Below are 26,830 nucleotides of genomic sequence, written 5' to 3' on the forward strand. Positions count from 1 at the left end.
GCCCGTTGCCGTGGGAGGCGTGGGGTGGTCAGCCCTTGCTGATCTCCCAGAAGCGGAAGACGGTGGAGGCGTCCAGGGACCACTGCAGGCCGGTCACGTTCGGGCGGGTGACGGCGTACTGCTTGCCCTGCCAGAGCGGGAGGATCGGGATCTCGTCGGCGACGATGTCCTGGAGGCGGGCGTAGTCGTTGCTGGCGGAGCCGCGGTCGGACTTCGCGGAGGTCGACGGGATGATCGTCCCGGTGATCTCCTTGTTGTCGTAGTTGTTGTTCAGGACGTTGTCGGGGCCGAAGAAGGGCTGCGTGAAGTTGTCGGCGTCGGGGTAGTCGGGGACCCAGCCCTTGACGTAGACGCCGTACTTGCCTTCCTGGATGTCCTTCTCGTACTGCTCGAACTCGACGGATTTGACGTCGGCTTCGAAGAGGCCGCTGTCGTTGAGCTGCTTGGCGATGAGCCGGAATTCCTCGTCGGTCGAGGGGCCGTAGCGGCTGGGCGTGGAGTACAGGGTGAGCTTGACCTTGTCCTTGATGCCGGCTGCGCGCAGGACGGCCTTGGCCTTCTCGGGCTGGGGGGTGCCGCCGTAGCGGTCGAAGAAGGCGGTGGTGTGGGAGGCGATGCCGGCCGGGACGATGGAGTAGAGCGGCGTGGCGGTGCCGGCGTAGACCTCCTTGACGAGGGCTTCGCGGTCCACGAGGTAGGCGATGGCCTTGCGGACGGGGAGCTTTCCGGCGACGGGGTCGTTCGTGTTGAAGACGAGGTGTTCGACTTCGGCGCCGGCGCCCTGGACGACTTCGACCTTCTGGTCGCCGGTCTGGGAGGCGAGGCCGGCGATGTCCTTGGCGGCGAGGCCGCGGAAGGCGAAGTCGACGTCTCCGCTTTCGAGGACCTTCTTGAGGGCGGCCTGGTCCTCGTTGAAGAACTTCATGGTGACGCCGCTGTTCTTCGGCTTGGCCTTGCCGCTGTAGCTGTCGTTGACGGAGAAGGCGGCGCTCTTGTCGTTGATGGAGTCCAGTGTGTAGACGCCGGAGCCGAAGGCCTTGCCGTCGGTGCGGAGCTTGTCCGCGGGGTACTGGGTGTGGTCGACGATGGAGCCGGCGCCGGAGGCGATCTTGCTGGGGAAGGTCGCGTCGGGGGTCTTGAGGTGGAAGACGACGGTCTTGTCGTCGGGGGTGTCGATGGTGCCGATCGACGCGAGCATGACGGCGGGGCCGTTCTCGTCGTTGATCTTGAGCGTGCGCTCGAAGGAGTACTTGACGTCCTTGGCGGTGAGGCTGTTGCCGTTGCTGAACTTCAGGCCGCCGCGCAGGGTGCACACGTAGGTCTTGCTCTCGCCGCCCTCGAAGCCGCAGGACTGCGCGGCGTCGGGTTCGGGGGTGGTGGCGCCCTTGGGGAAGCTGAGCAGGGACTGGAAGACGTTGTTGAAGAGCAGCCAGGAGCCGGGGTCGTAGCCCGAGGCGGGGTCGGTGGCCTTCACCTTGTCGGATATGCCCATGACGACGCCCTTGCCGCTGCCGGCGTTGGAGCCGTCCGTCGCACCGCAACCGCTCAGCAGCGCGGCGGCGGTGGCCGCTCCGAGCGGGGCGGCCAACCACTGGTTCCGTGTCTTCACGCGAACGTCCTTCTCAGTCTCACTGGCTCGTCTGGTTCTGTCTGGATCGTGTTCCGGTCCGCGGTGTGGTCGCGGGGCCGGGGGTGGGGCCTGGGGCGGGGGCCGGCTGTCGGGGTGTCAGCCGCTGACGCCGCGGCCGAGTTCCCACAGCTGGAGGTCGGCGATGGCGTTGACCGACCACTCCACTCCGGTGATGCCGTCACGGGCGGCGACGTACTGCTTGCCCTGCCACAGGGGCAGGACGGGTACGTCCTCGGCGACGATGTCCTGCATCTCGGCGATCGCCGGGCCGGCGGCGGCCCGGTCGACGGCTCGGCGCGATTCGGGGATGAGCTTGGTGCGCACCGTGGTGTTGGCGTACGGCGTGCCCAGGAAGTTGTCCTGCTCCAGGAAGGGGGCGAGGAAGTTGTCGGCGTCGGGGTAGTCGGGGAACCAGCCCAGGCCGTAGGCGGCGTATTCGCCCTTCTTCTGGGCGGGCCTGAAGGCGGCCCAGTCGGCTCCCTGGACGGTGATGTCGAAGAGCTGGGTGGAGTTCAGCTGGGTCTTGAGGGCTTCGAACTCGGCCGCGGTGCCGTCGCCGTAGTGGTCGTTGGTGTAGTTGAGCGTCAGCTTGACCGGGGTTTTGATCCCGGCGGCCTTCAGCAGGTCGGCGGCCTTGGCGGTGTTGGCTTCGCCGTACTTGTTGAAGAAGGAGTTGACGTGGCCGCTCACGCTGGTGGGGACCAGTGAGTACAGGGGCTGGGCGGACTTGCCGTAGACCTTGGCGATGAGGGCGTTGCGGTCGACGGCGGCGGCGAGGGCCTGGCGTACGGCCTTGTCCTTGACACCGGGGGCCTCGGTGTTGAAGCCGAGGTAGCGGATCTCCAGGCCGGGCATGGGGACGAGCTTGATGCCCTTGGGGGGCTTGGCGGAGAGCTCGGTGATCTGGGCGGGCGACAGGGTGCGGGAGACCATGTGGACGGTGCCGCGTTCCAGGGCCTTGCCCATGGCGTCGGAGTCGTCGAAGGCGCGCAGTTCGGCCTTGTCGTTCTGCATCTTCAGATCGCCGCGGTAGTTCGGGTTCTTGCTGAAGACGGCGCGGACGAGGCGGTTGCCCTTGACTTCGGCCTTCATCGTGTAGGGGCCGGAGCCGTCGACGGCGAAGCCCGCGCGGAGCTTCTTGGCGTCGTACTTCTTGGAGCTGACGATGCCGGCGGCGGGGGTGGAGAGTTTGTACGGGAAGGTGGCGTCGGCGGTCTTCAGGTGGAAGACGATGGTGTCGGCGCCCTTGGTTTCGATGGTGTCGATGGTCGAGAGCAGCGAGGAGGGGCCGTTCTCGTCCTTGATGGCGAGGACGCGCTCGATGGAGAACTTGACGTCCTGGGCGGTGAGCGGGTCTCCGCCGGCGAAGGTGAGGCCGGGGCGCAGGACGCAGCGGTAGCTCTCGTTGCCGGTGTCGGTGAAGCGGCAGTCGGAGGCTGCTTCGGGGACGGGCTTGCCGCCGCCGCGCGGGGTGTGCATCAGCGTCTGGACGGTCTGGCGGAGGATGTTCCAGGTGCCGGCGTCGTAGGCGTAGGCGGGGTCGAGCGGGGCGGGGGCGTAGTCGGCTGCCTCGAACCGGTCGGTGGTGCCGACGACGATCGCTCCGGATCCCGCTCCTGCGCCGCTGGTGCTGCCGCAGGCGGTCAGCGCGGGGGTGAGCAGTCCGGCGGCCGCCGTCAGCGCCATGGTCTTGCGGTTCATGCTGGAAGTACTCCCTCGACCCGGCACTTGTTCAAAGCTGGCGTTGAGGGCATCGCGACGGTCGCCCGTTCTGGGCGGAACGATCGGGCCGGTGTTGTGACGATCGGTCCACGCGGTTCCGGAACAGGGGTGTGTGTCCGGGACGGCTGAGGTGCGGCGCAGTGCCCGGACCGACATTAGTGGCCTGCGGAGGGGTGGCTTGAACCGTGTGGGGCGGGGGTGTTGTCGCTCCGTCGCGGGAGTTGACCGGGGGTGTGCGCGGGGCCGTGCGCAGATCGGTCAGGTGCTGATCAATGGGGACACAAGGGGTGGTGCGGGAGGGGGGCGCAGTGGTGCGAAGGGGGCTTTGTGGGTGACAAAGGTCACCTGGGGCAACTGTCCTGGGAGGGATGGAATTTCGGCCTCCGGGGAAGGGCGCGGGAGATCCGCCCGCGGGACCTCGGTCCTGGGGCGGATCGTCCGGCACGGAGCGTGCCCGGTCAGTTCAGCGGAGTGATGAGGGAGCGCAGGAAGGGCAGGTCGACGTCTTCGAGGGAGCCGACGATGGTGCGGCCGGGGGCGGGTGCGATCCGGCCCACGGAGGGGATGGCGACGACCCGGCAGCCGGCGGCTTCGGCGGCGGCTACGCCGGTGGCGGTGTCCTCGATGACGGCGCAGCGGGAGGGGTGGGCGCCGAGGGTGCGTGCGGCGAGGAGGTAGGGGTCGGGGTGTGGCTTGGTGCGCGGGACCTCGTCGCCGGCGACGGTCATGGTGAAGCGGTCGCGGCCGAGGGTGAGCAGGACCTGGTCGATGACGCGCCGGTGGGAGGCGGAGACCAGGGCGGTGGGGACGTTGTGCCGGGCCAGTTCGCTCAGGAGGCGTTCGGCGCCGGGCATGAGGGGGACGCGGTCGGCGATGCGGGCTTCGAAGCGCTCGTTGAGCAGGACGGTGAGCTCGGCGAGGCCGATGTCGGCTCCGGTGGATTCGATGAGGAAGCCGGCGCTGCGGGTCATGGGGCCGCCGACGACGATGTCCCGCCAGGATTCTTCGAGGCGGTGGCCGAGTTCGCCGAAGACGCCGACTTCGATCTCCCACCAGAATCCCTCGGTGTCGACGAGGGTGCCGTCCATGTCGAGCAGCACCGCCTGCAGGGCGTGTCCGTCGGCCGTACGGGCGACGGGGGCGGGGACTGTGCTCGTCATGCGCGCACCTTTCCGGGGGTCCGTTGGGGACGAGAAGGCCGGTCACCTCGCCTCCGGGGGCGTGCCCGGGGGAACAGGTGACCGGCCTGTATGGGACCGACTAGTGTACGCCGGTCCGTGGCGCCGTGCGTTGAATTACGTCTCAGCGGGCGTTGAAGTACTTGGCTTCGGGGTGGTGGATGACGATGGCGTCGGTGGACTGTTCGGGGTGGAGCTGGAATTCCTCGGAGAGGTGGACGCCGATGCGTTCGGGCTGGAGGAGGTCGGCGATCTTGGCGCGGTCCTCGAGGTCGGGGCAGGCTCCGTAGCCGAGGGAGAAGCGGGCGCCGCGGTACTTCAGGTCGAACATGTCCTCGACCTGGGCGGGGTCCTCGCCGCCGAAGCCGAGTTCGGCGCGGACGCGGGCGTGCCAGTACTCGGCCATGGCCTCGGCGAGCTGGACGGACAGTCCGTGGAGTTCGAGGTAGTCGCGGTAGGAGTCGGACTCGAAGAGTTTGGCGGTGGCTTCGCCGATCTTGGAGCCGACGGTGACGACCTGGAGGCCGACGACGTCGGTTTCGCCGGATTCTTCGGGGCGGAAGAAGTCGGCGAGGCACAGGCGGCGGCCGCGGCGCTGGCGCGGGAAGGTGAAGCGGGTCCGCTCGTTGCCGGCGTCGTCGAGGATGATCAGGTCCTCGCCCTTGGAGACGCAGGGGAAGTAGCCGTAGACGACGGCGGCTTCGAGGAGGTTTTCGGTGTGGAGCTTGTCGAGGAGGCCGCGCAGCCGGGGGCGGCCCTCGCTCTCGACGAGTTCCTCGTAGGTCGCTCCGCCGGCGCGGGCCTGCTTGAGTCCCCACTGGCCCTTGAAGAGGGCGCCTTCGTCGAGCCAGGAGGCGTAGTCCTTGAGCGGGATGCCCTTGACGACGCGGGTGCCCCAGAACGGCGGGGTGGGCACGGGGTTGTCGGTGGAGGTGTCGGATCGGCCGCCGGGCTCTTCCGGCTCCTCGATGAGGGCCTCGGTGGCGCGCTTCGCGACGCGGCGCTGCTTGAGTTCGGGGAGGGAGGCGCCGGGGACTCCGCGCTTGACGGCGATGAGGGCGTCCATGAGGCGCAGGCCCTCGAAGGCGTCGCGGGCGTAGCGGACCTCGCCCTCGTAGATTTCGTGGAGGTCCTGCTCGACGTAGGCCCTGGTCAGCGCGGCGCCGCCGAGGATGACGGGGTAGTCGGCGGCCAGCTTGCGCTGGTTGAGCTCCTCCAGGTTCTCCTTCATGATCACCGTGGACTTCACCAGCAGCCCGGACATGCCGATGACGTCGGCCCTGTGTTCCTGTGCGGCTTCCAGGATCGCGGAGACCGGCTGCTTGATGCCGATGTTGACGACGTTGTAGCCGTTGTTGGTCAGGATGATGTCGACGAGGTTCTTGCCGATGTCGTGGACGTCGCCGCGGACGGTGGCCAGCACGATGGTGCCCTTGCCCTCGTCGTCGCTCTTCTCCATGTGGGGTTCCAGGTGGGCCACCGCGGTCTTCATGACCTCGGCGGACTGGAGCACGAAGGGCAGCTGCATCTGCCCGGAGCCGAACAGTTCACCGACGACCTTCATGCCCTCCAGGAGGGTGTCGTTGACGATGTCGAGGGCGGGACGCGTCTGAAGGGCCTCGTCGAGGTCGGCGTCCAGGCCGTTCTTCTCACCGTCGATGATGCGGCGCTGCAGGCGCTCGTCCAGCGGCAGGGCCAAGAGCTCCTCGGCGCGGCCGGCCTTCATGGACTTGGTGTTGACGCCCTCGAAGAGGGCCATCAGCTTCTGCAGCGGGTCGTAGCCCTCGGCGCGCCGGTCGTAGATCAGGTCGAGGGCGGTGGTGACCTGCTCCTCGTCGAAGCGCGCGATCGGCAGGATCTTGGAGGCGTGGACGATCGCGGAGTCGAGTCCCGCCTTGACGCACTCGTCGAGGAAGACGGAGTTCAGGAGGACGCGGGCGGCCGGGTTCAGACCGAAGGAAATGTTCGACAGTCCGAGGGTCGTCTGGACGTCGGGGTGGCGGCGCTTGAGCTCGCGGATCGACTCGATCGTCGCGATCCCGTCCTTGCGGGACTCTTCCTGGCCGGTGCAGATGGTGAAGGTGAGGGTGTCGATGAGGATGTCCGACTCGAGGATCCCCCAGTTCCCGGTCAGGTCCTCGATGAGGCGTTCGGCGATGGCGACCTTGTGCTCGACGGTGCGGGCCTGGCCCTCCTCGTCGATGGTCAGCGCGATCAGCGCCGCCCCGTGCTCCTGGGCCAGGCGGGTGACCTTCGCGAAACGCGACTCGGGACCGTCACCGTCCTCGTAGTTGACCGAGTTGATGACGGCGCGGCCGCCGAGCTTCTCCAGACCCGCCTGCAGGACGGGGACTTCGGTGGAGTCCAGGACGATCGGCAGCGTCGAGGCCGTCGCGAAGCGTCCGGCGAGCTCCCGCATGTCGGCGACGCCGTCACGGCCGACGTAGTCCACGCACAGGTCGAGCATGTGCGCGCCCTCGCGGATCTGGTCGCGGACCATCTCCACGCAGTCGTCCCAGCGGGCTTCCAGCATCGCGTCACGGAACTTCTTCGACCCGTTCGCGTTGGTCCGCTCGCCGATCGCCATGTAGGAGACGTCCTGGCGGAAGGGGACGGTCTGGTAGAGCGAGGACGCGCCGGGCTCGGGGCGGGGCTCGCGCACGGCGGGGTTCAGGCCGCGGACCCGCTCGACGACCTGGCGCAGGTGCTCGGGGGTGGTGCCGCAGCAGCCGCCGACCAGGGAGAGGCCGTACTCGCGGACGAAGGTCTCCTGGGCGTCGGCGAGCTCGCTCGCGGAGAGCGGGTAGTGGGCGCCGTTCTTGCCCAGGACCGGCAGGCCGGCGTTGGGCATGCAGGAGAGCGGGATGCGGGAGTTGCGCGCGAGGTAGCGCAGGTGCTCGCTCATCTCGGCGGGGCCGGTGGCGCAGTTCAGGCCGATCATGTCGATGCCCAGGGGCTCCAGCGCGGTCAGCGCGGCGCCGATCTCCGAGCCGAGCAGCATCGTGCCGGTGGTTTCCACGGTCACGGAGCAGATCAGCGGGACGGACACACCGAGGGCCTCCATGGCACGGCGGGCACCCACGATGGACGACTTGGTCTGCAGCAGGTCCTGGGTGGTCTCCACGAGGAGCGCGTCGGCGCCGCCGGTGATCAGGCCTTCGGCGTTGATCTGGTAGGCGTCGCGAATGGTTCCGTAGTCGATGTGGCCCAGGGTCGGCAGCTTGGTGCCCGGTCCCATCGAGCCGAGGACCCAGCGCTGCTGCCCGGTGGAGGCGGTGAACTCGTCGGCGATCTCGCGGGCGATCCGGGCGCCGGCGAGCGACAGCTCGTGGTTGCGGTCGGCGATGTCGTACTCGGCCAGGGCCGCGAAGTTCGTACCGAACGTGTTCGTCTCGACGCAGTCCACACCCGCTGCGAAGTACTCGCGGTGCACGTTGGCCACGATGTCGGGACGGGTGACGTTGAGGATCTCGTTACAGCCCTCGAGCTGCTCGAAGTCTTCCATCGTGGGGTCCTGCGCCTGGAGCATCGTTCCCATGGCTCCGTCGGCGACGACCACACGAGACGCCAGCGCCTGGCGCAGGGCATCGGCCCGGGTCTGTGTATCAGCGGACTGGTTCGACAACGAGACCATGGTTGAGCTCCCTGGGATGCGACGGCTGTCGGCTTTGCACCCCCTCTGTGTCAAGGGTGCACGCGGCCAGGGTAACGGTGCTGGCCCGGCCCCGGTGAGGGCGTCCCACGTTGCGGACTGCATTCTGTGCCGGGGGACGGCGGCTTTCGGCCGGGGTGTCTTGGACGACTCGGGTAGGGAGACTTTCCCTCGTCATGCACGAAGTCGGCATCGACCGATAGTGTTCAGCATTGTCGAACTACGTCAGCAGGAGGCTGCGCGATGGCACGGAACATCCAGTCGCTCGAACGAGCCGCTGCGATGCTGCGACTCTTGGCGGGCGGCGAGCGCCGGCTGGGGCTCTCGGACGTGGCCTCCTCCCTCGGGCTGGCCAAGGGCACGGCGCACGGGATCCTGCGCACGCTGCAGGCCGAGGGTTTCGTGGAGCAGGACCCGGCTTCGGGCCGCTACCAGCTCGGCGCGGAGCTGCTGCGCCTGGGAAACAGCTATCTGGACGTCCACGAGCTGCGGGCGCGCGCCCTGGTGTGGACGGACGATCTGGCCCGTGCGAGCGGGGAGAGCGTGTACGTGGGGGTGCTGCACAAGAGCGGGGTGCTGATCATGCACCACGTGTTCCGGCCCGACGACAGCCGTCAGGTGCTGGAGGTGGGCGCCATGCAGCCACTGCACTCCACGGCCCTGGGCAAGGTGCTGTCCGCGTACGACCCGGTGGCGCACACGCAGGCCCACGAGGTGGAGCGGGAGGCGTTCACCCCCCGCACCGTCACCGACGGCACCGCCTTCGAGGGCGTCTTGGAGCTGACCCGGGCGCGCGGCTGGGCCAGTGACGTCGAGGAGACGTGGGACGGGCTCGCCTCGGTGGCAGCCCCCATCCACGACCGGCGCAGGATGCCGGTCGGCGCAGTGGCCGTCGCGGGCGCCGTGGAGCGGGTGTGCGGGGAGTCCGGGGAACCCCTGCCGTCGCTGGTGGCTTCCGTACGGGACTGCGCGCGGTCGGTTTCGCGCGATCTCGGGGCGGGCCGGTTCTGACCTTGGCCTGACGCCCCTCGCTCTGCCCTGACCACCCAAGAGCCACCCAAGAGCCACGCTTAAGTGGCATTAGGGTGGTTTTTGGCGTTTGATGATCACTCATTGGCGCAATTTGTTCGATCACACCGACCGGTAACGATCCGGTTCATTGGCCTGGTCAACCCTTGACGCCTGCTTCACCTGGGCGGAAAACTGCCGTTCATCGGTCGGCATTGCCGAACACCTACCGGCAATACGCGTTAGGGTGTGGCAAGGCCAAGGACCGGTGCAGCACTCACCGAGTGCGTGGGCCGTCGGAGGGACCCGGCGGCCGACCCCCCTGAACGACAAAGGAGTCGCGGGTGTCCAGCTCCGACATCTTCATCGGCGAGACCATAGGTACCGCCCTGCTCACCCTCCTCGGCGGTGGCGTGTGCGCCGCCCTGACGCTCAAGAGCTCCAAGGCTCGGGGCGCGGGCTGGCTCGCGATCACCTTCGGCTGGGGCTTCGCCGTCCTGATCGCCGCCTACGTCTCCGCGCCGCTCTCCGGCGCGCACCTCAACCCGGCGGTCACCGTCGGCATCGCCATCAAGGACGGCGCCTGGGGCGACGTGCCGGTCTACGTCGCCGGCCAGCTGCTCGGCGCCATGATCGGCTCGGTCCTGATGTGGCTCGCCTACTACGGCCAGTTCCAGGCGCACCTCGCCGACCCGGAGCACATCCGCGACGCCAAGCTCGGCCCCGAGGACCCGCACCCGCACGACGTGGCCGGCCCGGTGCTCGGGGTCTTCTCCACGGGCCCCGAGATCCGCAACGTCGTCCAGAACCTCACCACCGAGATCATCGGCACCGCCGTCCTGGTCCTGGCCATCCTGACCCAGGGCCTGCAGGACGACGGCAAGGGCCTCGGCGTCATCGGCGTCCTGATCACCTCGTTCGTGGTCGTCGGCATCGGCCTCTCGCTCGGCGGCCCGACCGGCTACGCCATCAACCCGGTCCGCGACCTCGGCCCGCGCATCGTCCACGCCCTGCTGCCCCTGCCCAACAAGGGCGGCTCGGACTGGAGCTACTCCTGGATCCCGGTCCTCGGCCCCCTCGCGGGCGCCGCGCTCGCCGGCGGTCTGTACAACATCGCGTTCGCCTGATCAGCAATCGGCACCACGGCACCATCCGCACCGCCATTCTGATTCCGCCTACTTCGACACCTGCCAGGAGCAGCCACCATGACCACGAGCACCGGCCCCTTCATCGCCGCGATCGACCAGGGCACCACCTCCTCCCGCTGCATCGTCTTCGACCGTGACGGCCGCATCGTCGCCGTCGACCAGAAGGAGCACGAGCAGATCTTCCCGAAGCCGGGCTGGGTCGAGCACGACGCCGCCGAGATCTGGACCAACGTCCAGGAGGTCGTCGCCGGGGCCATGGCCAAGGCCGCCCACGACAATCCGGGCTTCACTTCCGCCGACGTCAAGGCCGTCGGCATCACCAACCAGCGCGAGACCACCCTGCTGTGGGACCGCCACACCGGCGAGCCGGTCCACAACGCGCTGGTCTGGCAGGACACCCGCACCGACGCCCTGTGCAAGGAGCTCGGCCGGAACGTCGGCCAGGACCGCTTCCGCCGCGAGACCGGCCTGCCGCTGGCGAGCTACTTCGCCGGCCCCAAGGTGCGCTGGCTGCTCGACAACGTCGAGGGCCTGCGCGAGCGCGCCGCGGCTGGGGACATCCTCTTCGGCACCATGGACTCCTGGGTCATCTGGAACCTCACCGGCGGCGCCCAGGGCGGTGTGCACGTCACCGACGTCACCAACGCCTCGCGCACCATGCTGATGAACCTGCACACCCTGGCCTGGGACGAGAAGATCGCCGAGTCCATGGACGTGCCGCTGGGCGTCCTGCCGGAGATCAAGTCCTCCGCCGAGGTCTACGGCCACGTCAAGGAGGGCGTCCTCGCCGGCGTCCCGGTCGCCTCGGCGCTCGGCGACCAGCAGGCCGCGCTGTTCGGCCAGACCTGTTTCGCCGAGGGCGAGGCGAAGTCCACGTACGGCACCGGAACGTTCATGCTGATGAACACCGGCGACAAGATCATCAACTCCTACAGCGGCCTGCTGACCACCGTCGGCTACCAGATCGGCGACCAGAAGCCGGTCTACGCGCTGGAGGGCTCCATCGCCGTCACCGGCTCGCTCGTCCAGTGGATGCGCGACCAGATGGGCATGATCAAGACCGCGGCCGAGATCGAGACCCTGGCCTCCTCCGTCGAGGACAACGGCGGCGCCTACTTCGTGCCCGCCTTCTCCGGCCTGTTCGCCCCGTACTGGCGCTCCGACGCCCGCGGTGTGATCGCCGGCCTCACCCGGTACGTCACCAAGGCGCACATCGCCCGTGCCGTCCTGGAGGCCACCGCCTGGCAGACCCGCGAGATCACCGACGCCATGACCAAGGACTCGGGCGTCGAGCTCGCGGCCCTCAAGGTCGACGGCGGCATGACCTCCAACAACCTGCTGATGCAGACGCTCTCCGACTTCGTGGACGCCCCCGTGGTGCGCCCGATGGTCGCCGAGACCACCTGCCTCGGCGCCGCCTACGCCGCCGGCCTGGCCGTCGGCTTCTGGCCCGACACCGACGCCCTGCGCGCCAACTGGCGCCGTGCGGCGGAGTGGACCCCGCGGATGCCCGCCGAGCAGCGGGAGCGCGAGTACAAGAGCTGGCTCAAGGCCGTGGAGCGCTCCATGGGCTGGGTCGACGACGAAGACGCCAGCTGACCGCACGGCCGGCGCAATTCGACGAGCAAGTAGGAGTCAACGGATATGAGCACCCTGCAGAGCGTTCCCACCCTGGGTACGCACCCGACCGCCGGCTCGAACGCGAGCCGCGCCGAGACCCGTGAGCAGCTGGCGAAGGCCACGTACGACCTGCTGGTCATCGGCGGTGGCATCCTGGGCACCTCGGTGGCCTGGCACGCCGCGCAGTCGGGTCTGCGGGTCGCCATGGTGGACGCCGGCGACTTCGCCGGCGCCACCTCCTCGGCCTCCTCCAAGCTCGTCCACGGCGGCCTGCGCTACCTGCAGACCGGTTCGGTCAAGCTGGTCGCCGAGAACCACCACGAGCGCCGGGTGCTGGCCAAGGACGTGGCCCCGCACCTGGTCAACCCGCTCACCTTCTACCTCCCCGTGTACAAGGGCGGTCCGGTGGGCGCGGCGAAGCTGGGCGCGGGCGTGTTCGCGTACTCGGCTCTGTCGGCCTTCGGCGACGGCATGGGCAAGATCATTTCTCCGGCCCGTGCCGCCGCCGACAACCCGGGTCTGAAGACGGACAACCTCAAGGCCGTGGCCGTCTACTACGACCACCAGATGAACGACTCGCGCGTCGCCGTCATGACGGTCCGCGCGGCCGTCGAGTCGGGCGCGGTCGTCCTGAACCACGCCGAGGTCACCGGGCTGCGGATGACGCGCGGCCGGGTGTCGGGCGCCGAGCTCAAGGACCGCCTGGACGGCACCGAGTTCGGGGTGGACGCCCGTGTCGTGCTGAACGCCACCGGCCCGTGGGTGGACCACCTGCGGCGCATGGAGGACAAGCACTCCATGCCGTCTATCCGTCTCTCCAAGGGCGCGCACATCGTGATGAAGCGCAAGTCGCCGTGGAAGGCCGCCATGGCCACCCCGATCGACAAGTACCGCATCACCTTCGCCCTGCCGTGGGAGGACCAGCTCCTGCTGGGCACCACGGACGAGGTGTACGAGGGCGACCCGGCGGACGTGCGGGCCACCGAGGGCGACATCCAGCAGATCCTGGACGAGGCGGCCTTCTCGGTGAAGGACGCCGATCTGGACCGCTCGCTGATGACGTACGCCTTCGCGGGCCTGCGCGTGCTGCCCGGCGGCCCGGGCGGGGTGGAGAAGGCCAAGCGCGAGACGGTCGTCTCCGAGGGCGCGGGCGGCATGCTGTCGGTGGCCGGCGGCAAGTGGACCACGTACCGGCACATCGGCCGCGTGGTCATGGACAAGCTGGCCAAGCTTCCGGGCAGCCCGCTGACCGAGGACATGGAGCCGGTGAAGTCCCTCGTACGCCGGATCGCGCTGCCCGGTGTCGCCAACCCGAACGCGGTGGCGCACCGGCTGCTCGTGGACCGCGAGCCGGGCTCCCGGATGGACCCGCTGACCGCGCGCCACCTGGCCTCGCACTACGGCTCGCTCGCCTTCGACATCGCGCGGATCGCGAACGAGGACCCGGCGCTGGCCGAGCGCATCCACCCGGACGGTCCGGAGATCTGGGCGCAGGTCGCCTACGCCCGGGACAACGAGTGGGCCCAGACGGCGGACGACGTGCTGCGCCGCCGTACGACGGTGACGGTCCGCGGTCTGGACAGCGCCGAAGTGCGCGGACGGGTCGAGGAGATGCTGGCGCGCAAGGCCTAAGCGGTGGCGTGAACGGGCAGAGGGGCGGTTCCAGGGGGAACCGCCCCTCTGTCGTGGGCTGTGGCCGGTGCCTCATCAAGGCTTAGGCTGACCCACGTACACAAGGGAACTTCGGAAGGAGACCTGGGTGATCGAGCTTGAGGGCGTGCCCGAGCTGATCGACCCGGTCATGGTGGCCGCGTTCGAGGGCTGGAACGACGCGGGTGACGCGGCCTCCGGTGCGGTCGCACACCTGGACCGGGAGTGGAAGGGCGAGGTCTTCGCGGCTCTGGACGCCGAGGACTACTACGACTTCCAGGTCAACCGGCCGACGGTGTGGCTGGACAACGGGGTCCGCAAGATCACGTGGCCGACGACCCGGCTGTCGGTGGTCCGGATCGGCGGGACCAAACCGCGCGACCTGGTCTTGGTGCGGGGCATCGAACCGTCCATGCGGTGGCGTTCGTTCTGCAACGAGATCCTGGGCTTCGCCCATGAGCTGGGCGTGGAGATGGTCGTCATCCTGGGGGCGCTGCTGGGCGACACCCCGCACACCCGCCCGGTGCCGGTCAGCGGGGTGACCTCGGACGCCGATCTGGCGCGGACGATGGACCTGGAGGAGACCAAGTACGAGGGCCCGACCGGGATCGTGGGCATCCTCCAGGAGGCCTGCACCCATGCCGGGGTGCCGGCGGTGTCCCTGTGGGCGGCGGTGCCGCACTACGTGTCCCAGCCGCCGAACCCGAAGGCGACCCTCGCGCTGCTCAACCGGCTGGAGGATCTGATCGACATCCGGATCCCGCTGGGCGAACTCCCCGAGGACGCGCGGGCGTGGCAGCTCGGCGTGGACCAACTGGCGGCCGAGGACAGCGAGGTGGCGGAGTACGTCCAGACGCTGGAGGAGGCGCGGGACACGGCGGACCTGCCGGAGGCTTCGGGGGATGCCATTGCCCGGGAGTTCGAGCGGTACCTGCGGCGGCGGGATCCTTCCGCGGGCGCGGAGCCGGGTGACGGGTCGTACCTGCGGGACACCTCGGGTGGTCTGCCTCGGCCGCCGAAGCGGAAGCCGGAGCCTTCGGGGGACGAGCCCTCGGCCCCTCCTGCGACCGCGCCGGACGAGGAAGACACGCCCCCGGAGGCGTAGCCGGGTGGAGGGGCGGGGCGGGGAGTTTTCTCCCCGCCCCGCCCTTTCGCCGTTTCCCGGGGCTCCGCCCCGGACCCCGCTCCTCAAACGCCGGGGGGGCTGGAATTGCCCTACGGGCACATCCAGCCCCCCCGGCTACGGCGCCGCAGGTGCTACAGGGCCACGCCCAGCAGGGCGTCCACCGTGCGCGAGACCAGGCCGGGGGCCGACTCGTCGTCGCCGTCCGTGGCGATCTGGAGCTCGACCCAGCGGTCCACCGCCGCGAGAGCGGCAGGCGCGTCCAGGTCGTTGGCGAGGGCCTCGCGGACCTCGTCGACCAGGGCGTCCGCCGCGATGCCGTCGGGGCGGGAGACGGCCGCGCGCCAGCGCTCCAGGCGGGCCACCGCCTCCGCGAGGACCGCGTCGGTCCACTCCCAGTCGGCGCGGTAGTGGTGCGAGAGCAGGGCCAGGCGGATGGCCGCCGGGTCCACGCCCGCCCGCCGCAGGGCCGATACGAAGACCAGGTTGCCCTTGGACTTCGACATCTTCTCGCCGTGCAGCGCGACCATCCCGGCGTGTACGTACGCCTTGGCCATCGGGAACTCGCCCGTCAGGACCTGGGCGTGCGAAGCGCCCATCTCGTGGTGGGGGAAGGCCAGGTCGGAGCCGCCGCCCTGGATGTCGAAGCTCATGCCCAGGTGGTCCAGGGCGATGGCCACGCACTCGATGTGCCAGCCGGGCCGGCCCCGGCCCAGCGAGCCGCCGTCCCAGCTCGGCTCGCCCGGGCGGGCGGCCATCCACAGCATCGGGTCGAGCGGGTTCTTCTTGCCCGCCCGGTCCGGGTCGCCGCCCCGTTCGGCCGACAGCAGCCGCATCGCCTCGGCGTCCAGGTTGGACACCTTGCCGAAGTTCGGGTCGGACTCCACCGAGAAGTAGACGTCGCCGTCCAGCTCGTAGGCGGCGCCCGCGTCCCGCAGCCGCTCGACCAGCGGCACGATGCCCGGTATGGCCTCGACGGCGCCGATGTAGTGCTGCGGAGGCAGCATCCGCAGGGCGGTCATGTCCTCGCGGAAGAGAGCCGTCTCGCGTTCGGCGAGCTCGGTCCAGTCCTGGTTGTCGCGCAGCGCACGCGCCAGCAGTGGATCGTCGACGTCCGTGACGTTCTGGACGTAGATGACCTGCCGCTTGGTGTCGAGCCACACGCGCTGCACGAGGTCGAACGCGTTGTAGGTCGCCGCGTGACCGATGTGCGTCGCGTCGTACGGGGTGATCCCGCAGACGTAGATACGGGCGACGGGACCGGGGGCGAGGGTGATCGTCCCTTGGGTCGCGGTGTCGTGGATCTGGAGGTCGCGGCCCTTGCCAGGCAGGGCGGGGACCTCAGAAGCGGGCCAGGCATGCATGACTCGAGACTAACCGGACGGGTGTTCCTCAAACGAACCGGACCTGCACTGTTGTCCGGATCGGCACTCTTGCGCCACGGCTGGTTCTGTGCGTTCGTCCCGCTGCGGGCCGCGGCCCGGTCAGACGGGCGGCCACGGGATCGCGGGCCACTGCCCCGAGGGCTGCGGATGCCTCCCGGTGCGCAGCAGCAGGGCCACGCGGGCCCGTACGGCGGCCAGCTCGGCGGTGGTGACCAGTTCGGCCAGCCGGGTGGCGAGGGGCTGCCCGGCGGCCAGCGCGGCCCCCAGGGCGGTCAGGACGGACTCCGCCTCCCCGGTCAGCGGCTCCCCTGCCCAGCCCCACAGGAGGGTGCGCAGCTTGTCCTCGGTGTGGAAGGTCACGCCGTGGTCGATGCCGTAGAGCCGTCCGTCGGGAGCGGGCAGCAGGTGGCCGCCCTTGCGGTCGCCGTTGTTGATCACGGCGTCGAGGACGGACATCCGGCGCAGCCGTTCGTCGTCGGCGTGCACGAGGAGCGCGGTGCGGCCCTCGCCGACTTCGGCGAAGGCGACCGGCTTCCAGCCCTCCCCGGCCTCCTCGCCGTCCACGAGCGCGAGGAGTTCCGCCTCCGGGGACTCCCCCGTCTCGATCCACTGCTGGACCATGCCCTCGCCGTACGGTCCGTCGCGCAGGACGGTCGGGGGCACCAGCCCCCAGCCGGTGGCCTCGGAGACCAGGTAGGCGGCGACCTCGCGCTGGGCGAGGTTGCCGTCGGGGAAGTCCCACAGCGGGCGCTCGCCCTTGACCGGCTTGTACACGCAGTCGGTGCTCACGCCCCCGTGGGTGACCGTGCACCGCAGGACGGCGTTGGACGCCTCCCGGATCCGGCCGACGACGGTGAGCTCCCCGTGGGCCAGCAGTGCTTCCCGTTCCGTCGTTCCCCCCGTGGTGTTCACGCCTGGCGCCGGTAGCCGTTCTGGCGCGGGCAGACGTGCCCTTCGGGGTCCAGCGGAAGGCTGCACAGCGGGCAGGGCGGCCGGCCCGCGTTGACCACGTCCAGGGCCCGCTTGGTGAAGGCCCGGGCCTGGGCGCCGGTGAGGCGGACGCGCAGCATCGGCGGCCCGTTCTCCTCGTCCTGGAGGAGCCGCTCCTCCGCCTCGGCGAGGTCCTCCTCCGAGTCGGCGTCGAGCTCCACCAGGGCCTGCGCCTCGACGATCATGCGCTGGTCCTCGCCGTCCCAGGCCAGGGCCATGGTCCCGACGCGGAACTCCTCCTCGACGGGAACGTCCAGGGGGGCGGTGTCGGTCGCCTCTGCGGGGGCCACGGCCGGGACGGGGGCATTGCCCCCGGTGCGCCGTACGACCTCGTCCAGCAGCTCTTCCATCCGCTCCGCGAGCGCCGCCACCTGGGTCTTCTCCAGGGAGACGGAGGTGACGCGGGGGCCGGTGGAGGCCTGCAGGAAGAACGTACGGCGTCCAGGCAGGCCGACCGTGCCGGCCACGAAACGGTCCGGCGGGTCGTAGAGGAACACCTGACGGGGCACGTCCAGTCTCCAAGCGTCCGGGGATGCCCCCAGACGGAGTCTGGGGGAGGCAGGGGCAGGGCTGCGCCCATGGGTTGGCCCGTCCACCCTACTGCGCCGTTCGATCACACCGCGCCCGCACCGCCCCCTACGACCGCCTCGCCGCCCGCTTCCGCGGCGTCCTGGGCCGCGGCGCCGTCCGGCGAGTCCGCTTCGCGGGGTGCGAAGGAGGCGAAGTCGCCGGTGTCGCCGAGGCGGAGCAGGAAGGGCCGGGTCGGCGTGTAGCGGATCGCGGTGACCGAACAGGGGTCGACGTGGATCCGCTGGAAGAGGTCCAGGTGCATGCCGAGGGCGTCCGCGACGAGGGACTTGATGATGTCGCCGTGCGAGCACATCAGGAACACGGCGTCCGTGCCGTGCTCCTCCTCGATCCGCGCGTTCCAGTCGCGGACGGCGTCCACGGCGCGGGCCTGCATGGCCCGCATGGACTCGCCGCCGGGGAAGGCGGCGGCCGAGGGGTGCTGCTGGACGACGCGCATCAGCGGTTCTTCGGACAGCTCGGAGAGTTTGCGGCCCGACCAGTCGCCGTAGTGGCACTCGCCGATCCGCTCGTCGGTGTGCAGCGCGAGACCGGGCCGGGCCGCCAGCAGCGGCGCGAGGGTTTCGGCGCACCGCTCCAGCGGGCTGGTGACGGCGGCGGCGAGGGGCACCGCGGCGAGCCGCCCGGGCAGCGCGGCGGCCTGTGCGGCTCCGTGCTCGTCGAGGGTCACCCCCGGGGTCCATCCGGCGAGCAGCCCTGCGGTGTTGGCGGTGGACCGCCCGTGTCGTACGAGGATCAGCGTGGCCATGGCAGAAGGGTATGCGGTGCCGTCGGTGTGCGGACGGGGCCCGGGCAGGGAACAATGCGCGGGTGATTGTGGACTGCGCCATGTACCGCGACGGCCGCCGCTCCGAGGCGCCGGACGACTTCTCCGACGCCCTCGACGAGGCACGGGCGACCGGTGACGCCTTCCTCTGGGTGGGCATGCACGAGCCGACGGAGAAGGAGTTCGAGCACGTCAGCCAGGAGTTCGGACTGCACCCGCTGGCGGTGGAGGACGCGCTGACCGCGCACCAGCGGCCGAAGATGGAGGTCTACGACGATTCGCTCTTCGTGGTCCTGAAACCAGTGATGTACGACGACGCCTCGGACACGGTGACCACGGTCGAGCTGATGGTGTTCGTCGGCGACTCCTTCGTGGTCACGGTCCGGCACGGCGAGGGGGCCGCGCTGGCCGCCGTGCGCCACCGGCTGGAGCAGGATCCCGAGGTGCTCAAGCACGGCCCCACGGCGGTGCTGTACGCGGTCGCGGACGCGGTGGTGGACCACTACATCGAGGTGGCCGCCGAGCTCCAGGCGGATCTGGAGGAGCTGGAGGCGGAGGTCTTCTCGCCGAATCCCGCGGACAGCAAGAACACCGCGGCCCGGATCTACGGGTTCAAGCGGCAGGTCCTGGAGTTCCGCCGGGCCACGAGCCCGCTGCTCCAGCCGATGGACCGGCTCGCCTTCGGGAACGTGCCCTTCGTGCACGAGCACGCCCAGCCGTTCTTCCGCGACGTCGCCGACCACTTGACGAAGGCGAACGAGTACATCGAGGGCCTGGACCGGCTGCTCTCGGACGCGCTGGCCGCGCACCTGGCGCAGATGGGCGTCCGGCAGAACGACGACATGCGCAAGATCTCCGCCTGGGCGGCCATGGCCGCGGTCCCCACCATGGTGGCGGGGATCTACGGGATGAACTTCGAGCACATGCCGGAGCTCACGCACCGCTGGGGCTATCCGCTGGTGCTGCTGGTGATGGTGGTCACGTGCCTGGGCCTGCACCGGATGTTCAAGCGCCGCGGCTGGCTCTAGGCCGCCTCTTTCGGAACGTGCCCGGCCGGTCAGGCGAACTCGGGCGTCGCGGCGCCGCCGAGGGCGTCCCGCCGCTCCGGCATGCGCAGGTCGATCATCCGGTGCCAGCCGCCGAACCGCTCGTACGCGTACATCCCGCGGATCCCGGCGGCGAGCAGGGCCGCCTTCGGGGCGGGCCAGCGCAGCAGCCGGCCCATGTGGTCCATGACGGCGAGGCTGACGTCGCGGTAGACGGCGATCTCCGCGAGGGCGCTCTCGCGCAGGACCCGGTGGATGACCGGACCGTGGCCCTCGCTGGCGAGGCGCAGCAACTCCTCGTGGCAGTAGGAGAGGTGGTTGTCCTCGTCGTGGCTGATCATGCGGACGGCCCGGCCGACCTCGGGGTGGTCGCCGAAGTACGTGACCAGCATGACCATCTGGTCGGCGGCGCGCTGTTCGGTGACCCGGCTGTGCGCCAGGTACACGACGATGTCCTCCTCGGTCAGGGGCTCGTCGCGGCGGAGCTTCTCGTGCGCGAGGCCGATGCCGCGCCGCTCCAGCAGCATCGTGTAGTCGGTCTCGGGCGGGACCGGGACGGGCGGCAGGCCGCGCTTGCGCAGCAGGGCGTTGAAGATCCGGCCGTGTTTGTCCTCGTCGGCGCCGTGCCGGGTGATCTTGGGCGCGAAGTCGCGCATGCCGTCGGGGACCAGGGCCGCGATCCGGGCGTTCTCCCAGCCGCCCTGGGACTCCCCGCTGGCGGCGATGGAGCAGAACAGCTGGAAGGAGTCGTCGTTCTCGACGATCTCCTGGAACAGGCTGCGGGCAGAGAGCATGCTCCGAGTCAAACTCGGCCCGCCCGGGCGGGCAACCCGCGGGGCGCGGTACTCGTCCGAATGAACGATGCTCCGAGATGGCCCCCGCGCGTAACCCGCGGGCCGCCCGGCGCGTTGTTGGCGGTGTCGGCCGTGGCGGGGAAGACCCCCCGAGCCCCCACCACGGCCGCAGGCTTCTCGTTCTCCACGCCGCCCCCCGCACTGCTCCGCGGGCTTCGGGCGGCTGCGCCGTACTCCGTCCGGCGGCGGTCAGGCCAGGCCGGCCAGCTCCATGGCCTCGACGCCGGCGCGCAGGGCGGCGGTCCGCTCCTCCAGGGTGAAGCCGGCCGGGGCGAGCGTCAGGGTGGTGACCCCGGCCTCGGCGTAGGCCCGCATCCCGTCGGCGATGCGCTCCACCGGGCCCAGCAGGGTGGTGGAGTCGATCAGCGAGTGCGGGACCGCGGCAGCGGCGCCCTGCTTGTCGCCGGCCAGGTACTTGTCCTGGATCTCGGCGGCTTCCTTCTCGTAGCCCATGCGCTGGGCGAGCTGGTTGTAGAAGTTCTGCTTGCGGCTGCCCATGCCGCCCACGTACAGGGCGGTGTACGGGCGGAACATGTCCGCGAGTCCGGCCACGTCCTCGCCGAGGGCGAGCGGCACGGTCGGGCAGACGTCGAAGCCGTCCATCGTCAGCCCGGCCTTCTCGCGGCCCGCCCGGATGTGGGTGAGGGCGGTGGCCTCCAGGTGCTCGGCGGCCGGGAAGATCAGCAGGGCGCCGTCGGCGATCTCGCCGGTCTGTTCGAGGTTCTTGGGCCCGATGGCGGCGATGTAGAGCGGGATGTGCTCGCGCTCGGGGTGCACGGTCAGCTTGAGCGGCTTGCCCGGCCCGCCGGGCAGCGGCAGGGTCCAGTGCTCGCCCTCGTAGGACAGCCGCTCGCGGGTCATCGCCTTGCGGACGATCTCCACGTACTCGCGGGTCCGCGCGAGCGGCTTGTCGAACTTGACGCCGTACCAGCCCTCGGAGACCTGGGGTCCGGAGACCCCGAGGCCGAGCCGGAAGCGGCCCTTGGTGAGGGAGTCGAGGGTGGCGGCCGTCATGGCCGTCATCGCGGGCTGGCGGGCTGGGATCTGCAGGATGGCGGAGCCCACGTCGATGCGCTCGGTCTGGGCGGCGACCCAGGCGAGCACGGTCGGGGCGTCGGATCCGTAGGCCTCCGCGGCCCAGCAGACGTCGTAGCCGAGGCGGTCGGCCTCCTGCGCGACGGCCAGGTTGTCGGCGTCCATGCCAGCGCCCCAGTAGCCGAGATTGATGCCGAGCCGCATGTGTCGTCCCCTTGCCTGTTTACCGATCAGTAACGTGGGTCTGCGGGGACTGTAGCGCGCCCGGGCGCCCCGCGTCAGCGCCGCAGTAGTCTCAGCGCTCATGGAGCAGAGGCATCTCGGCCGCACCGGACTGCGCGTCTCCCGGCTCGGTCTCGGCACACTGACCTGGGGCCGGTCGGCGGACGGACCGGACGAGGCGGAAGCGGCCGCGCAGTTGAAGACGTTCTGGAACGCGGGCGGCACGCTCGTGGACACCGCCGACGTGTACGGGGGCGGGGAAGCGGAGTACCTCCTCGGGCAGTTGATCGGTTCCGTCGTCCCGCGGCGGGACCTGGTGGTCGCGACGAAGGCCGGTGGTGTCGCGGACCCGGACCGCCGCTTCGACGCCTCGCGCGGTCACCTCCTCGCCGCCCTGGACGACTCCCTGGCCCGTCTGGACACGGACTACGTCGACCTCTGGCAGGTCCACGCCTTCGACCCCTGGACCCCGCTGGAGGAGACCCTCCAGGCGCTGGACATCGCGGTGAGCAGCGGCCGGGCGCGGTACGCGGGCGTGTCGAACTTCAGCGGGTGGCAGCTCGCGAAGGCGGCGACCTGGCAGCTCGCGGCGCCGGGGGTACGGACCCGGCTGGCGTCCACGCAGATGGAGTACTCGCTGCTCCAGCGCGGGGTGGAACGGGAGGTGGTCCCGGCCGCGCTGGACCTGGGGGTCTCCCTCCTGCCCTCCTCCCCGCTGGGCCGGGGCGTCCTGACCGGCAAGTACCGGGCGGGCACCCCGGCGGACTCCCGGGGCGCCTCGGAGACCCTGGCCGCTTTCGTGGACCCTTACCTGGACGAGCCGGCGAGCCGGATCGTGGACGCGGTGGCGACGGCCGCCCACGGCCTGGCGGTCACCCCGCTCCAGGTGGCCCTGGCCTGGGTCCGGGACCGCCCCGGGGTGGCCGCGCCGATCATCGGCGCGCGAACGTCGGCGCAGCTCGGGGCCGCCCTGTCGGTGGAGGCCCTTAGTCTTCCGGTGGAGATCCGCCAAGCGCTGGACGACGTCTCGGCGCCCGTCCACCGCTACCCCGATCAGGACTGGAGCACCTTGTGAGCGACACCGCCGCCGACGCCGCTGCCGCGGAGGACCCGGCCACGGCCGAGGCCGCTGCCCCGGAGGACCCGGCGACGCCCCCGGCCGCCACGCAAGACCCGGCCGACGGTGACGCTCCGGGCGAAGCCGGGCCCGCGGTGGCGGAGCCTGCGCCGGCCGTCGGCCACGACGGCTCCGACGAGGCCGAGCCCGCCGAGGCCGCCGAGGCCGCCGAGGCCGGGGCCGCCGGGGCCGAGGCCCCGGTGGACGGCTCCGGCGAAGCGCCGGACGAGGGGGCGGGGGACAGCCCCGCGGGGCCCGCGACCGGCACCGGTGCCACGGAGGCCACCGCGGCCGCCGAAGCCGTGCCCCAGCTCAGCGAAGCCGCGGCCGAACTGGCCGCGCAGAAGATCGAGCGGGAGCGCATCGCCCGCCGCAAGGCGGAGCGCGAAGCCCCCGTGGAGGCCGGCGCCAAGCTCAGCGGCACGGCCGCCGACCTGCTGGCCGCCGTACGGGCCGTGGAGGGCGGCGGCAAGCCCCCCGCCGCGTTCGACGCGCCCCCGGCGCCCCGCAGGCCGGAGCCCGCCACCGCGCCCGCCCCGGCGCGCACGCCCGCACCCGCGCCGCGGGCTCACGCCGCTCCCTCCCCCGACGCCGTCCAGGCGATCCGCGCCGTGCTGGCCAAGGGCGGGGCCCCCGAGGCCCTCGCCCCGCAGACCGCCGCCGCCCTCGGCGAGGACGCCGCCGCGCAGCTCGCCGAGTCCCCCTGGCGGCTGCTGGCCGTCGCGGGGGTCCGCCCGACCCAGGCCGACGGCTTCGCCCGCGCCCTGCTCGGCGCCGAGGCGACCGGCCCCGGCGACGAGCGGCGGTCCGCCGCCCTGGTGGGGTGGCTGCTGGCGCAGGCCGCAGCCAAGGGCCACACCGTGCTGGAGGCCCCCACCCTGGAGTCCGCACTCGCCCAGTACGGCGTGCCGGACCCCGCGGAGGCCCTGGAGGCGGCCGTCGGCGAGGGGGCCGTGCTGGCCTTCGAGGAGCCGGTCGGGCCTCCCGTCGGTGAGGATGAGGAGCAGCCTGTACGGATCCTCGTGGGCCTGGAGGGCTCCGCCATGGCCGAGGAGAGCCTCGCGGAGGGCCTGGCCCGGCTCGCCAACACCTTCACGGACCCCGCCGACTGGGACAAGGCCGCCACCGGCCCCGGCGCCGAGCTGATCCGCGCCGCCGCCGGGCACGGGCTGCTCACCCACACCGGTGGTGAGGCCGCCCGTGCCGAACCCCGCGCACTGCTCGCCGCCGCCCGGGAGTTCGGCCTGCGGGCCTGCCTGGCCGCGCACGCCCCGGCCGAGGACGCCGTCACCGTCGCGGGCCTGCTGGCCGGCGCCGAGGGCCCGGGGCGGAACGCGGACGGGCAGTTCGCGCTGGACCTGCTCATCGTCCTGGACGCCCCGCAGTTGGACGTGGAGACGGCCGCGGCTCTGGTGGAGTCCGTCCCCGACGGGGCCCGCCTGGTGCTGTCCGGCGACCCCGCGGTGCTGGGCTCCGCCGGTCCCGGCCGGGTCTTCGCCGATGTGCTCGCGGCCCGCGCCTGCCCGCAGCTCGTCTCCCGGTTCCCGGACCCGGGCCCGATCGGCGAGCTGGTCTCGGGGATCGGGGCCGGGGAGCTGAACCAGGTCGACGCCCCCGGCAAGGAAGTCGTCATCGTGCCGGTCCGCGACGCCGGGGATGCGGTGCACCGCACCGTCCAGCTGGTGGCCGAGTCGGTGCCCCGCGCCTTCGGGATCCCGGCGGACGCCGTCCAGGTGATCACCCCGGGGCACGGCGGCCCGGCGGGCACCCGCGCGCTCAACGCGGCCCTCAAGGAGCGGCTGAACCCGGGCCCCGGCCGGTTCGGCGGCTTCGACCCCGGTGACCGGGTGGTCCACGTGCCCTCCGCCGGGCGGGCGCTGCCGGCCCGGGTGGTGTCGGCCGACGCCCAGGGGCTGCACCTGGCCGGAGCCGCGGGCGCGCGGATCGTCGTACCGAAGGAGCGGGTGGAGGCGCAGGTGCGGCACGGCTGGGCGGTGACGGCGCACCAGGCCGTCGGCTCGCGCTGGCCCGCGGCCGTCGTCGTGCTGCCCGGCGACGCGGCCCAGGCCCTGTCGCGGGACTGGGTGTACACGGCGTTCGGGCGGGCCGAGCGGCACCTTTCGGTGGTGCACGGGGTGGACCAGGCGCTCCCGCACGCGGTCGCCGAGGTCCCGGCGAAGCCCCGTACGACCCGGCTGGCGGGTCTGCTGCGGGCGCTCGTGGCCTCGGCGTCGGCGCAGCCCCAGTAGCGGACGCACCGCGGCCCCCGTCCCGGTGGGACGGGGGCCGCGGTGCGTTCTCCGTAGGGGCGTCGCGCGGGGCCGGTTCAGGCCGGGGTCAGACCCCGCTCGGCCGGCTCGCCGTCCTCGGCGTCGTCCTCGTCGTCACCTTCGTCGTCCTCGTCGAAGACGGAGCTGACGTCGAACCGGTGCATCACGTCCTGCGGATCGATGTGCGCGAAGGGCGTACCGAGCCACTCCCCCGGTTCCGCGACCTCCTCCACAGCGGCGATCCACAGCGTGGAATCCCCCTCCTCCAGCCCGAAGTCCTTCGCACGGGAGGCGATTTCATCCGGCTCGTACTCGCCGAAGAGCACGCCGAGCGCGTCGGCGGTGCCGCCGTCGTGGGCGAGTTCGGCCTCGCGGTCGTGCGCGACGACGCGTTCGGCCTGGGCGATCAGGCGCGCCGGCTCGACGACGGCGTAGTCCCGGCGGATGAGCACGCTGAAGGCGGCGGGTTCGGCGGGCCCGGTGTACGGGAGGCCGTCCTCGGGCGTGGGAATCTCGAACGGGGTGACCTCGTCGTAGCGGTCGTAGAGGAGCTCGTCGTACTCCTCGGCGGCGGCGGCGAGTTCGTTGAACGCGGCGTAGACGTCCGGATCATCGTCCCCGATCCTGCTCTCGACCGCGGCGAGGTGACGGTCGAGCGCGGCCTTGACCGCCTCGGCGGCGGCGCGGACCTCGGCAACAGTGGGCAGAGCGGCATCAGACATAGTGCAGACGCTATCCGTAGCGGGGCTCTCGCGGCACAATAGATGCGATGCCGGAATACGAATTTGTCGACTTGTACGTGCCCCGTGGGGTTCCACGTCAGGAAACGACCCGCCTGCTGACCGAACACGCCGAGTACGGGCATTGGGAGCTCGACCGGCTGACCCTGCTTCGGGACGGCAGTCGCCGCGTGCGACTGCGCCGCCGGATCATCCGCCAGGTCCGCGCGACCTGGTGATGCGGGTCCCCGGGGCGGGACCCGCATCGTGAGGAACCGTCAGGCCGCGCCGCGGGCCCGGCGGTAGAGCACGGCGCCGGCCAGCAGCATGCCCGCGGCCAGGGGCAATCCGGCGGTGAGGACGTCACCGGAGCCCGTAACGGCGAGCCTCCCGGCCGGAGTTGTCCCGGTACTGGTACCCGTCCCCTGGGCGGGGTGCGTCACGGGGGTTGCCGGTCCGGTGCCGGGTCCCGTACCGGTACCGGACCCGGGGCCCGTGGGAACGCCGGGCTGCTGCCCGGCATCCGGACCGCCGGGGGTGCCGTTGCCGTCGGGGCCGCCCGGGTTGCCGTCGCCGCCGGGACCGCCCGGGTTGCCGTTGTCTTCAGGACCGCCCGGGTTGCCGTCGCCACCGGGACCGCCGGGGTTCCCGTGGTCGCCGGGGTTCTCATGGCCTCCGGGCCCGCCCGGGTGTTCCGGATGCCCCGGGCCGTCGTCCTCGTCGCACGGTTCGTCGGGGTTGCCCGGGTGTTGGGGGTGGTTCGGGTGCTGCGGGTGCTCGGGATGTTGCGGGTGCTCGGGATGTTGCGGGTGCTCGGGATGTTGCGGGTGTTGCGGGTGTCCGGCGCGGTCCGGGAGGTTCGCGCAGCGGTTCCCGAAGGCCGGGTTCAAGGCCCCCACCACCGTCACCGTGTTCCCGCAGGCGTTCAGCGGTGCGTCCACGGGTGCCTCGAGGGCGTTCCCGGACAGCAGTCCCGGCGAGTGCGCGGCACGGCCGGAAGCGCCGGAGTCCGCGTGTGCGTAACCCCCTCCGAGCGCGAGCAGACCCCCCGCGGCCGCCATGGTGATCAAGGTCTTCTTGCCGGTGACCTGTACCTGTCGTCGCATC

The 26,830-nt window shown here is 71.3% G+C and carries 21 protein-coding genes; 9 read left to right on the forward strand and 12 right to left on the reverse strand.

Features of this window, described 5'->3' with window-relative positions:
- Positions 1 to 28: 28 nt before the first annotated feature.
- The 4 genes from AC6CKD_RS22215 to metH all read right to left on the reverse strand — a co-directional run bounded on the left by AC6CKD_RS22215 (position 29) and on the right by metH (position 8,164).
- Positions 29 to 1,609 carry an ABC transporter substrate-binding protein gene (locus AC6CKD_RS22215; RefSeq protein WP_498329248.1) on the reverse strand — a complete coding sequence of 527 codons (1,581 nt, stop codon included), beginning with the start codon at positions 1,607 to 1,609 and terminating at the stop codon, positions 29 to 31.
- A 117-nt stretch (positions 1,610 to 1,726) separates the two neighbouring features.
- Positions 1,727 to 3,331: an ABC transporter substrate-binding protein gene (locus AC6CKD_RS22220; RefSeq protein ID WP_498329250.1), complete on the reverse strand. Its 1,605-nt coding sequence runs from the start codon at positions 3,329 to 3,331 to the stop codon at positions 1,727 to 1,729.
- 479 nt (positions 3,332 to 3,810) lie between these two features.
- Positions 3,811 to 4,512 (reverse strand): HAD family hydrolase, encoded by a 702-nt coding sequence (locus AC6CKD_RS22225; RefSeq protein WP_498329251.1) that lies wholly within the window; start codon positions 4,510 to 4,512, stop codon positions 3,811 to 3,813.
- A gap of 142 nt (positions 4,513 to 4,654) precedes the next feature.
- A complete protein-coding gene (metH, locus tag AC6CKD_RS22230) occupies positions 4,655 to 8,164 on the reverse strand; it encodes a methionine synthase (RefSeq protein WP_498329253.1) in 3,510 nt (1,169 codons plus the stop codon).
- 261 nt (positions 8,165 to 8,425) lie between these two features.
- On the opposite strand from metH, the gene AC6CKD_RS22235 reads away from it, so the two are divergent.
- From AC6CKD_RS22235 to AC6CKD_RS22255, 5 genes are all read left to right on the forward strand, one after another.
- On the forward strand, positions 8,426 to 9,193 hold the full coding sequence (locus AC6CKD_RS22235) for an IclR family transcriptional regulator (RefSeq protein WP_498329255.1): 768 nt from the start codon (positions 8,426 to 8,428) through the stop codon (positions 9,191 to 9,193).
- A 341-nt stretch (positions 9,194 to 9,534) separates the two neighbouring features.
- Entirely contained in the window at positions 9,535 to 10,317 is a 783-nt protein-coding gene (locus tag AC6CKD_RS22240) for an MIP/aquaporin family protein (protein ID WP_498329257.1), read from the forward strand.
- Positions 10,318 to 10,395: 78 nt separating this feature from the next.
- Positions 10,396 to 11,937 (forward strand): glycerol kinase GlpK, encoded by a 1,542-nt coding sequence (glpK, locus tag AC6CKD_RS22245; RefSeq protein ID WP_498329258.1) that lies wholly within the window; start codon positions 10,396 to 10,398, stop codon positions 11,935 to 11,937.
- 45 nt (positions 11,938 to 11,982) lie between these two features.
- The gene (locus tag AC6CKD_RS22250; protein WP_498329260.1) at positions 11,983 to 13,590 is read left to right on the forward strand and encodes a glycerol-3-phosphate dehydrogenase/oxidase; all 1,608 of its coding nucleotides are present in this window, start codon (positions 11,983 to 11,985) and stop codon (positions 13,588 to 13,590) included.
- Positions 13,591 to 13,717: 127 nt separating this feature from the next.
- On the forward strand, positions 13,718 to 14,713 hold the full coding sequence (locus AC6CKD_RS22255; RefSeq protein WP_498329262.1) for a PAC2 family protein: 996 nt from the start codon (positions 13,718 to 13,720) through the stop codon (positions 14,711 to 14,713).
- A gap of 152 nt (positions 14,714 to 14,865) precedes the next feature.
- Here the strand turns inward: AC6CKD_RS22255 and mshC are convergent, their stop codons facing one another.
- The 4 genes from mshC to AC6CKD_RS22275 form a co-directional block, all read right to left on the reverse strand.
- On the reverse strand, positions 14,866 to 16,095 hold the full coding sequence (mshC, locus tag AC6CKD_RS22260) for a cysteine--1-D-myo-inosityl 2-amino-2-deoxy-alpha-D-glucopyranoside ligase (RefSeq protein ID WP_498329264.1): 1,230 nt from the start codon (positions 16,093 to 16,095) through the stop codon (positions 14,866 to 14,868).
- Between the two features lie 120 nt (positions 16,096 to 16,215).
- Entirely contained in the window at positions 16,216 to 17,061 is an 846-nt protein-coding gene (locus AC6CKD_RS22265; RefSeq protein WP_498329348.1) for an SCO1664 family protein, read from the reverse strand.
- Entirely contained in the window at positions 17,025 to 17,615 is a 591-nt protein-coding gene (locus AC6CKD_RS22270; protein ID WP_243333987.1) for a DUF3090 domain-containing protein, read from the reverse strand. The genes AC6CKD_RS22265 and AC6CKD_RS22270 overlap by 37 nt, the downstream gene beginning before the upstream one ends.
- Positions 17,616 to 17,719: 104 nt before the next feature.
- The gene (locus AC6CKD_RS22275) at positions 17,720 to 18,442 is read right to left on the reverse strand and encodes a histidine phosphatase family protein (RefSeq protein WP_498329266.1); all 723 of its coding nucleotides are present in this window, start codon (positions 18,440 to 18,442) and stop codon (positions 17,720 to 17,722) included.
- A gap of 62 nt (positions 18,443 to 18,504) precedes the next feature.
- Between AC6CKD_RS22275 and corA the strand changes: the two genes are divergently transcribed.
- Positions 18,505 to 19,488 (forward strand): magnesium/cobalt transporter CorA, encoded by a 984-nt coding sequence (corA, locus tag AC6CKD_RS22280; RefSeq protein WP_498329268.1) that lies wholly within the window; start codon positions 18,505 to 18,507, stop codon positions 19,486 to 19,488.
- A gap of 29 nt (positions 19,489 to 19,517) precedes the next feature.
- Here the strand turns inward: corA and AC6CKD_RS22285 are convergent, their stop codons facing one another.
- Positions 19,518 to 20,300 carry a ferritin-like domain-containing protein gene (locus tag AC6CKD_RS22285; RefSeq protein ID WP_498329270.1) on the reverse strand — a complete coding sequence of 261 codons (783 nt, stop codon included), beginning with the start codon at positions 20,298 to 20,300 and terminating at the stop codon, positions 19,518 to 19,520.
- Positions 20,301 to 20,549: 249 nt separating this feature from the next.
- On the reverse strand, positions 20,550 to 21,599 hold the full coding sequence (locus tag AC6CKD_RS22290; RefSeq protein ID WP_243333982.1) for an LLM class F420-dependent oxidoreductase: 1,050 nt from the start codon (positions 21,597 to 21,599) through the stop codon (positions 20,550 to 20,552).
- A gap of 100 nt (positions 21,600 to 21,699) precedes the next feature.
- Here AC6CKD_RS22290 and AC6CKD_RS22295 point away from each other — a divergent pair, with 100 nt between their 5' ends.
- Both AC6CKD_RS22295 and AC6CKD_RS22300 read left to right on the forward strand, forming a co-directional pair.
- Complete coding sequence (locus tag AC6CKD_RS22295; protein WP_498329272.1) at positions 21,700 to 22,692, forward strand: aldo/keto reductase; 993 nt, start codon at positions 21,700 to 21,702, stop codon at positions 22,690 to 22,692.
- The gene (locus AC6CKD_RS22300) at positions 22,689 to 24,983 is read left to right on the forward strand and encodes a helix-hairpin-helix domain-containing protein (protein ID WP_498329274.1); all 2,295 of its coding nucleotides are present in this window, start codon (positions 22,689 to 22,691) and stop codon (positions 24,981 to 24,983) included. Before AC6CKD_RS22295 ends, AC6CKD_RS22300 begins: the two co-directional genes overlap by 4 nt.
- A 77-nt stretch (positions 24,984 to 25,060) precedes the next feature.
- Here AC6CKD_RS22300 and AC6CKD_RS22305 read toward each other — a convergent pair whose 3' ends face one another.
- Positions 25,061 to 25,726, reverse strand: coding sequence for a hypothetical protein (locus tag AC6CKD_RS22305; protein WP_498329275.1), 666 nt, complete (start codon positions 25,724 to 25,726; stop codon positions 25,061 to 25,063).
- A 47-nt stretch (positions 25,727 to 25,773) separates the two neighbouring features.
- Between AC6CKD_RS22305 and AC6CKD_RS22310 the strand changes: the two genes are divergently transcribed.
- Complete coding sequence (locus AC6CKD_RS22310; protein ID WP_243333977.1) at positions 25,774 to 25,962, forward strand: DUF5703 family protein; 189 nt, start codon at positions 25,774 to 25,776, stop codon at positions 25,960 to 25,962.
- A gap of 39 nt (positions 25,963 to 26,001) precedes the next feature.
- On the opposite strand, the gene AC6CKD_RS22315 is transcribed toward AC6CKD_RS22310, so the two are convergent.
- Positions 26,002 to 26,829, reverse strand: coding sequence for a chaplin (locus AC6CKD_RS22315; RefSeq protein WP_498329277.1), 828 nt, complete (start codon positions 26,827 to 26,829; stop codon positions 26,002 to 26,004).
- Position 26,830: the final 1 nt, after the last annotated feature.

The organism is Streptomyces sp. GQ60 (assembly GCF_059758875.1).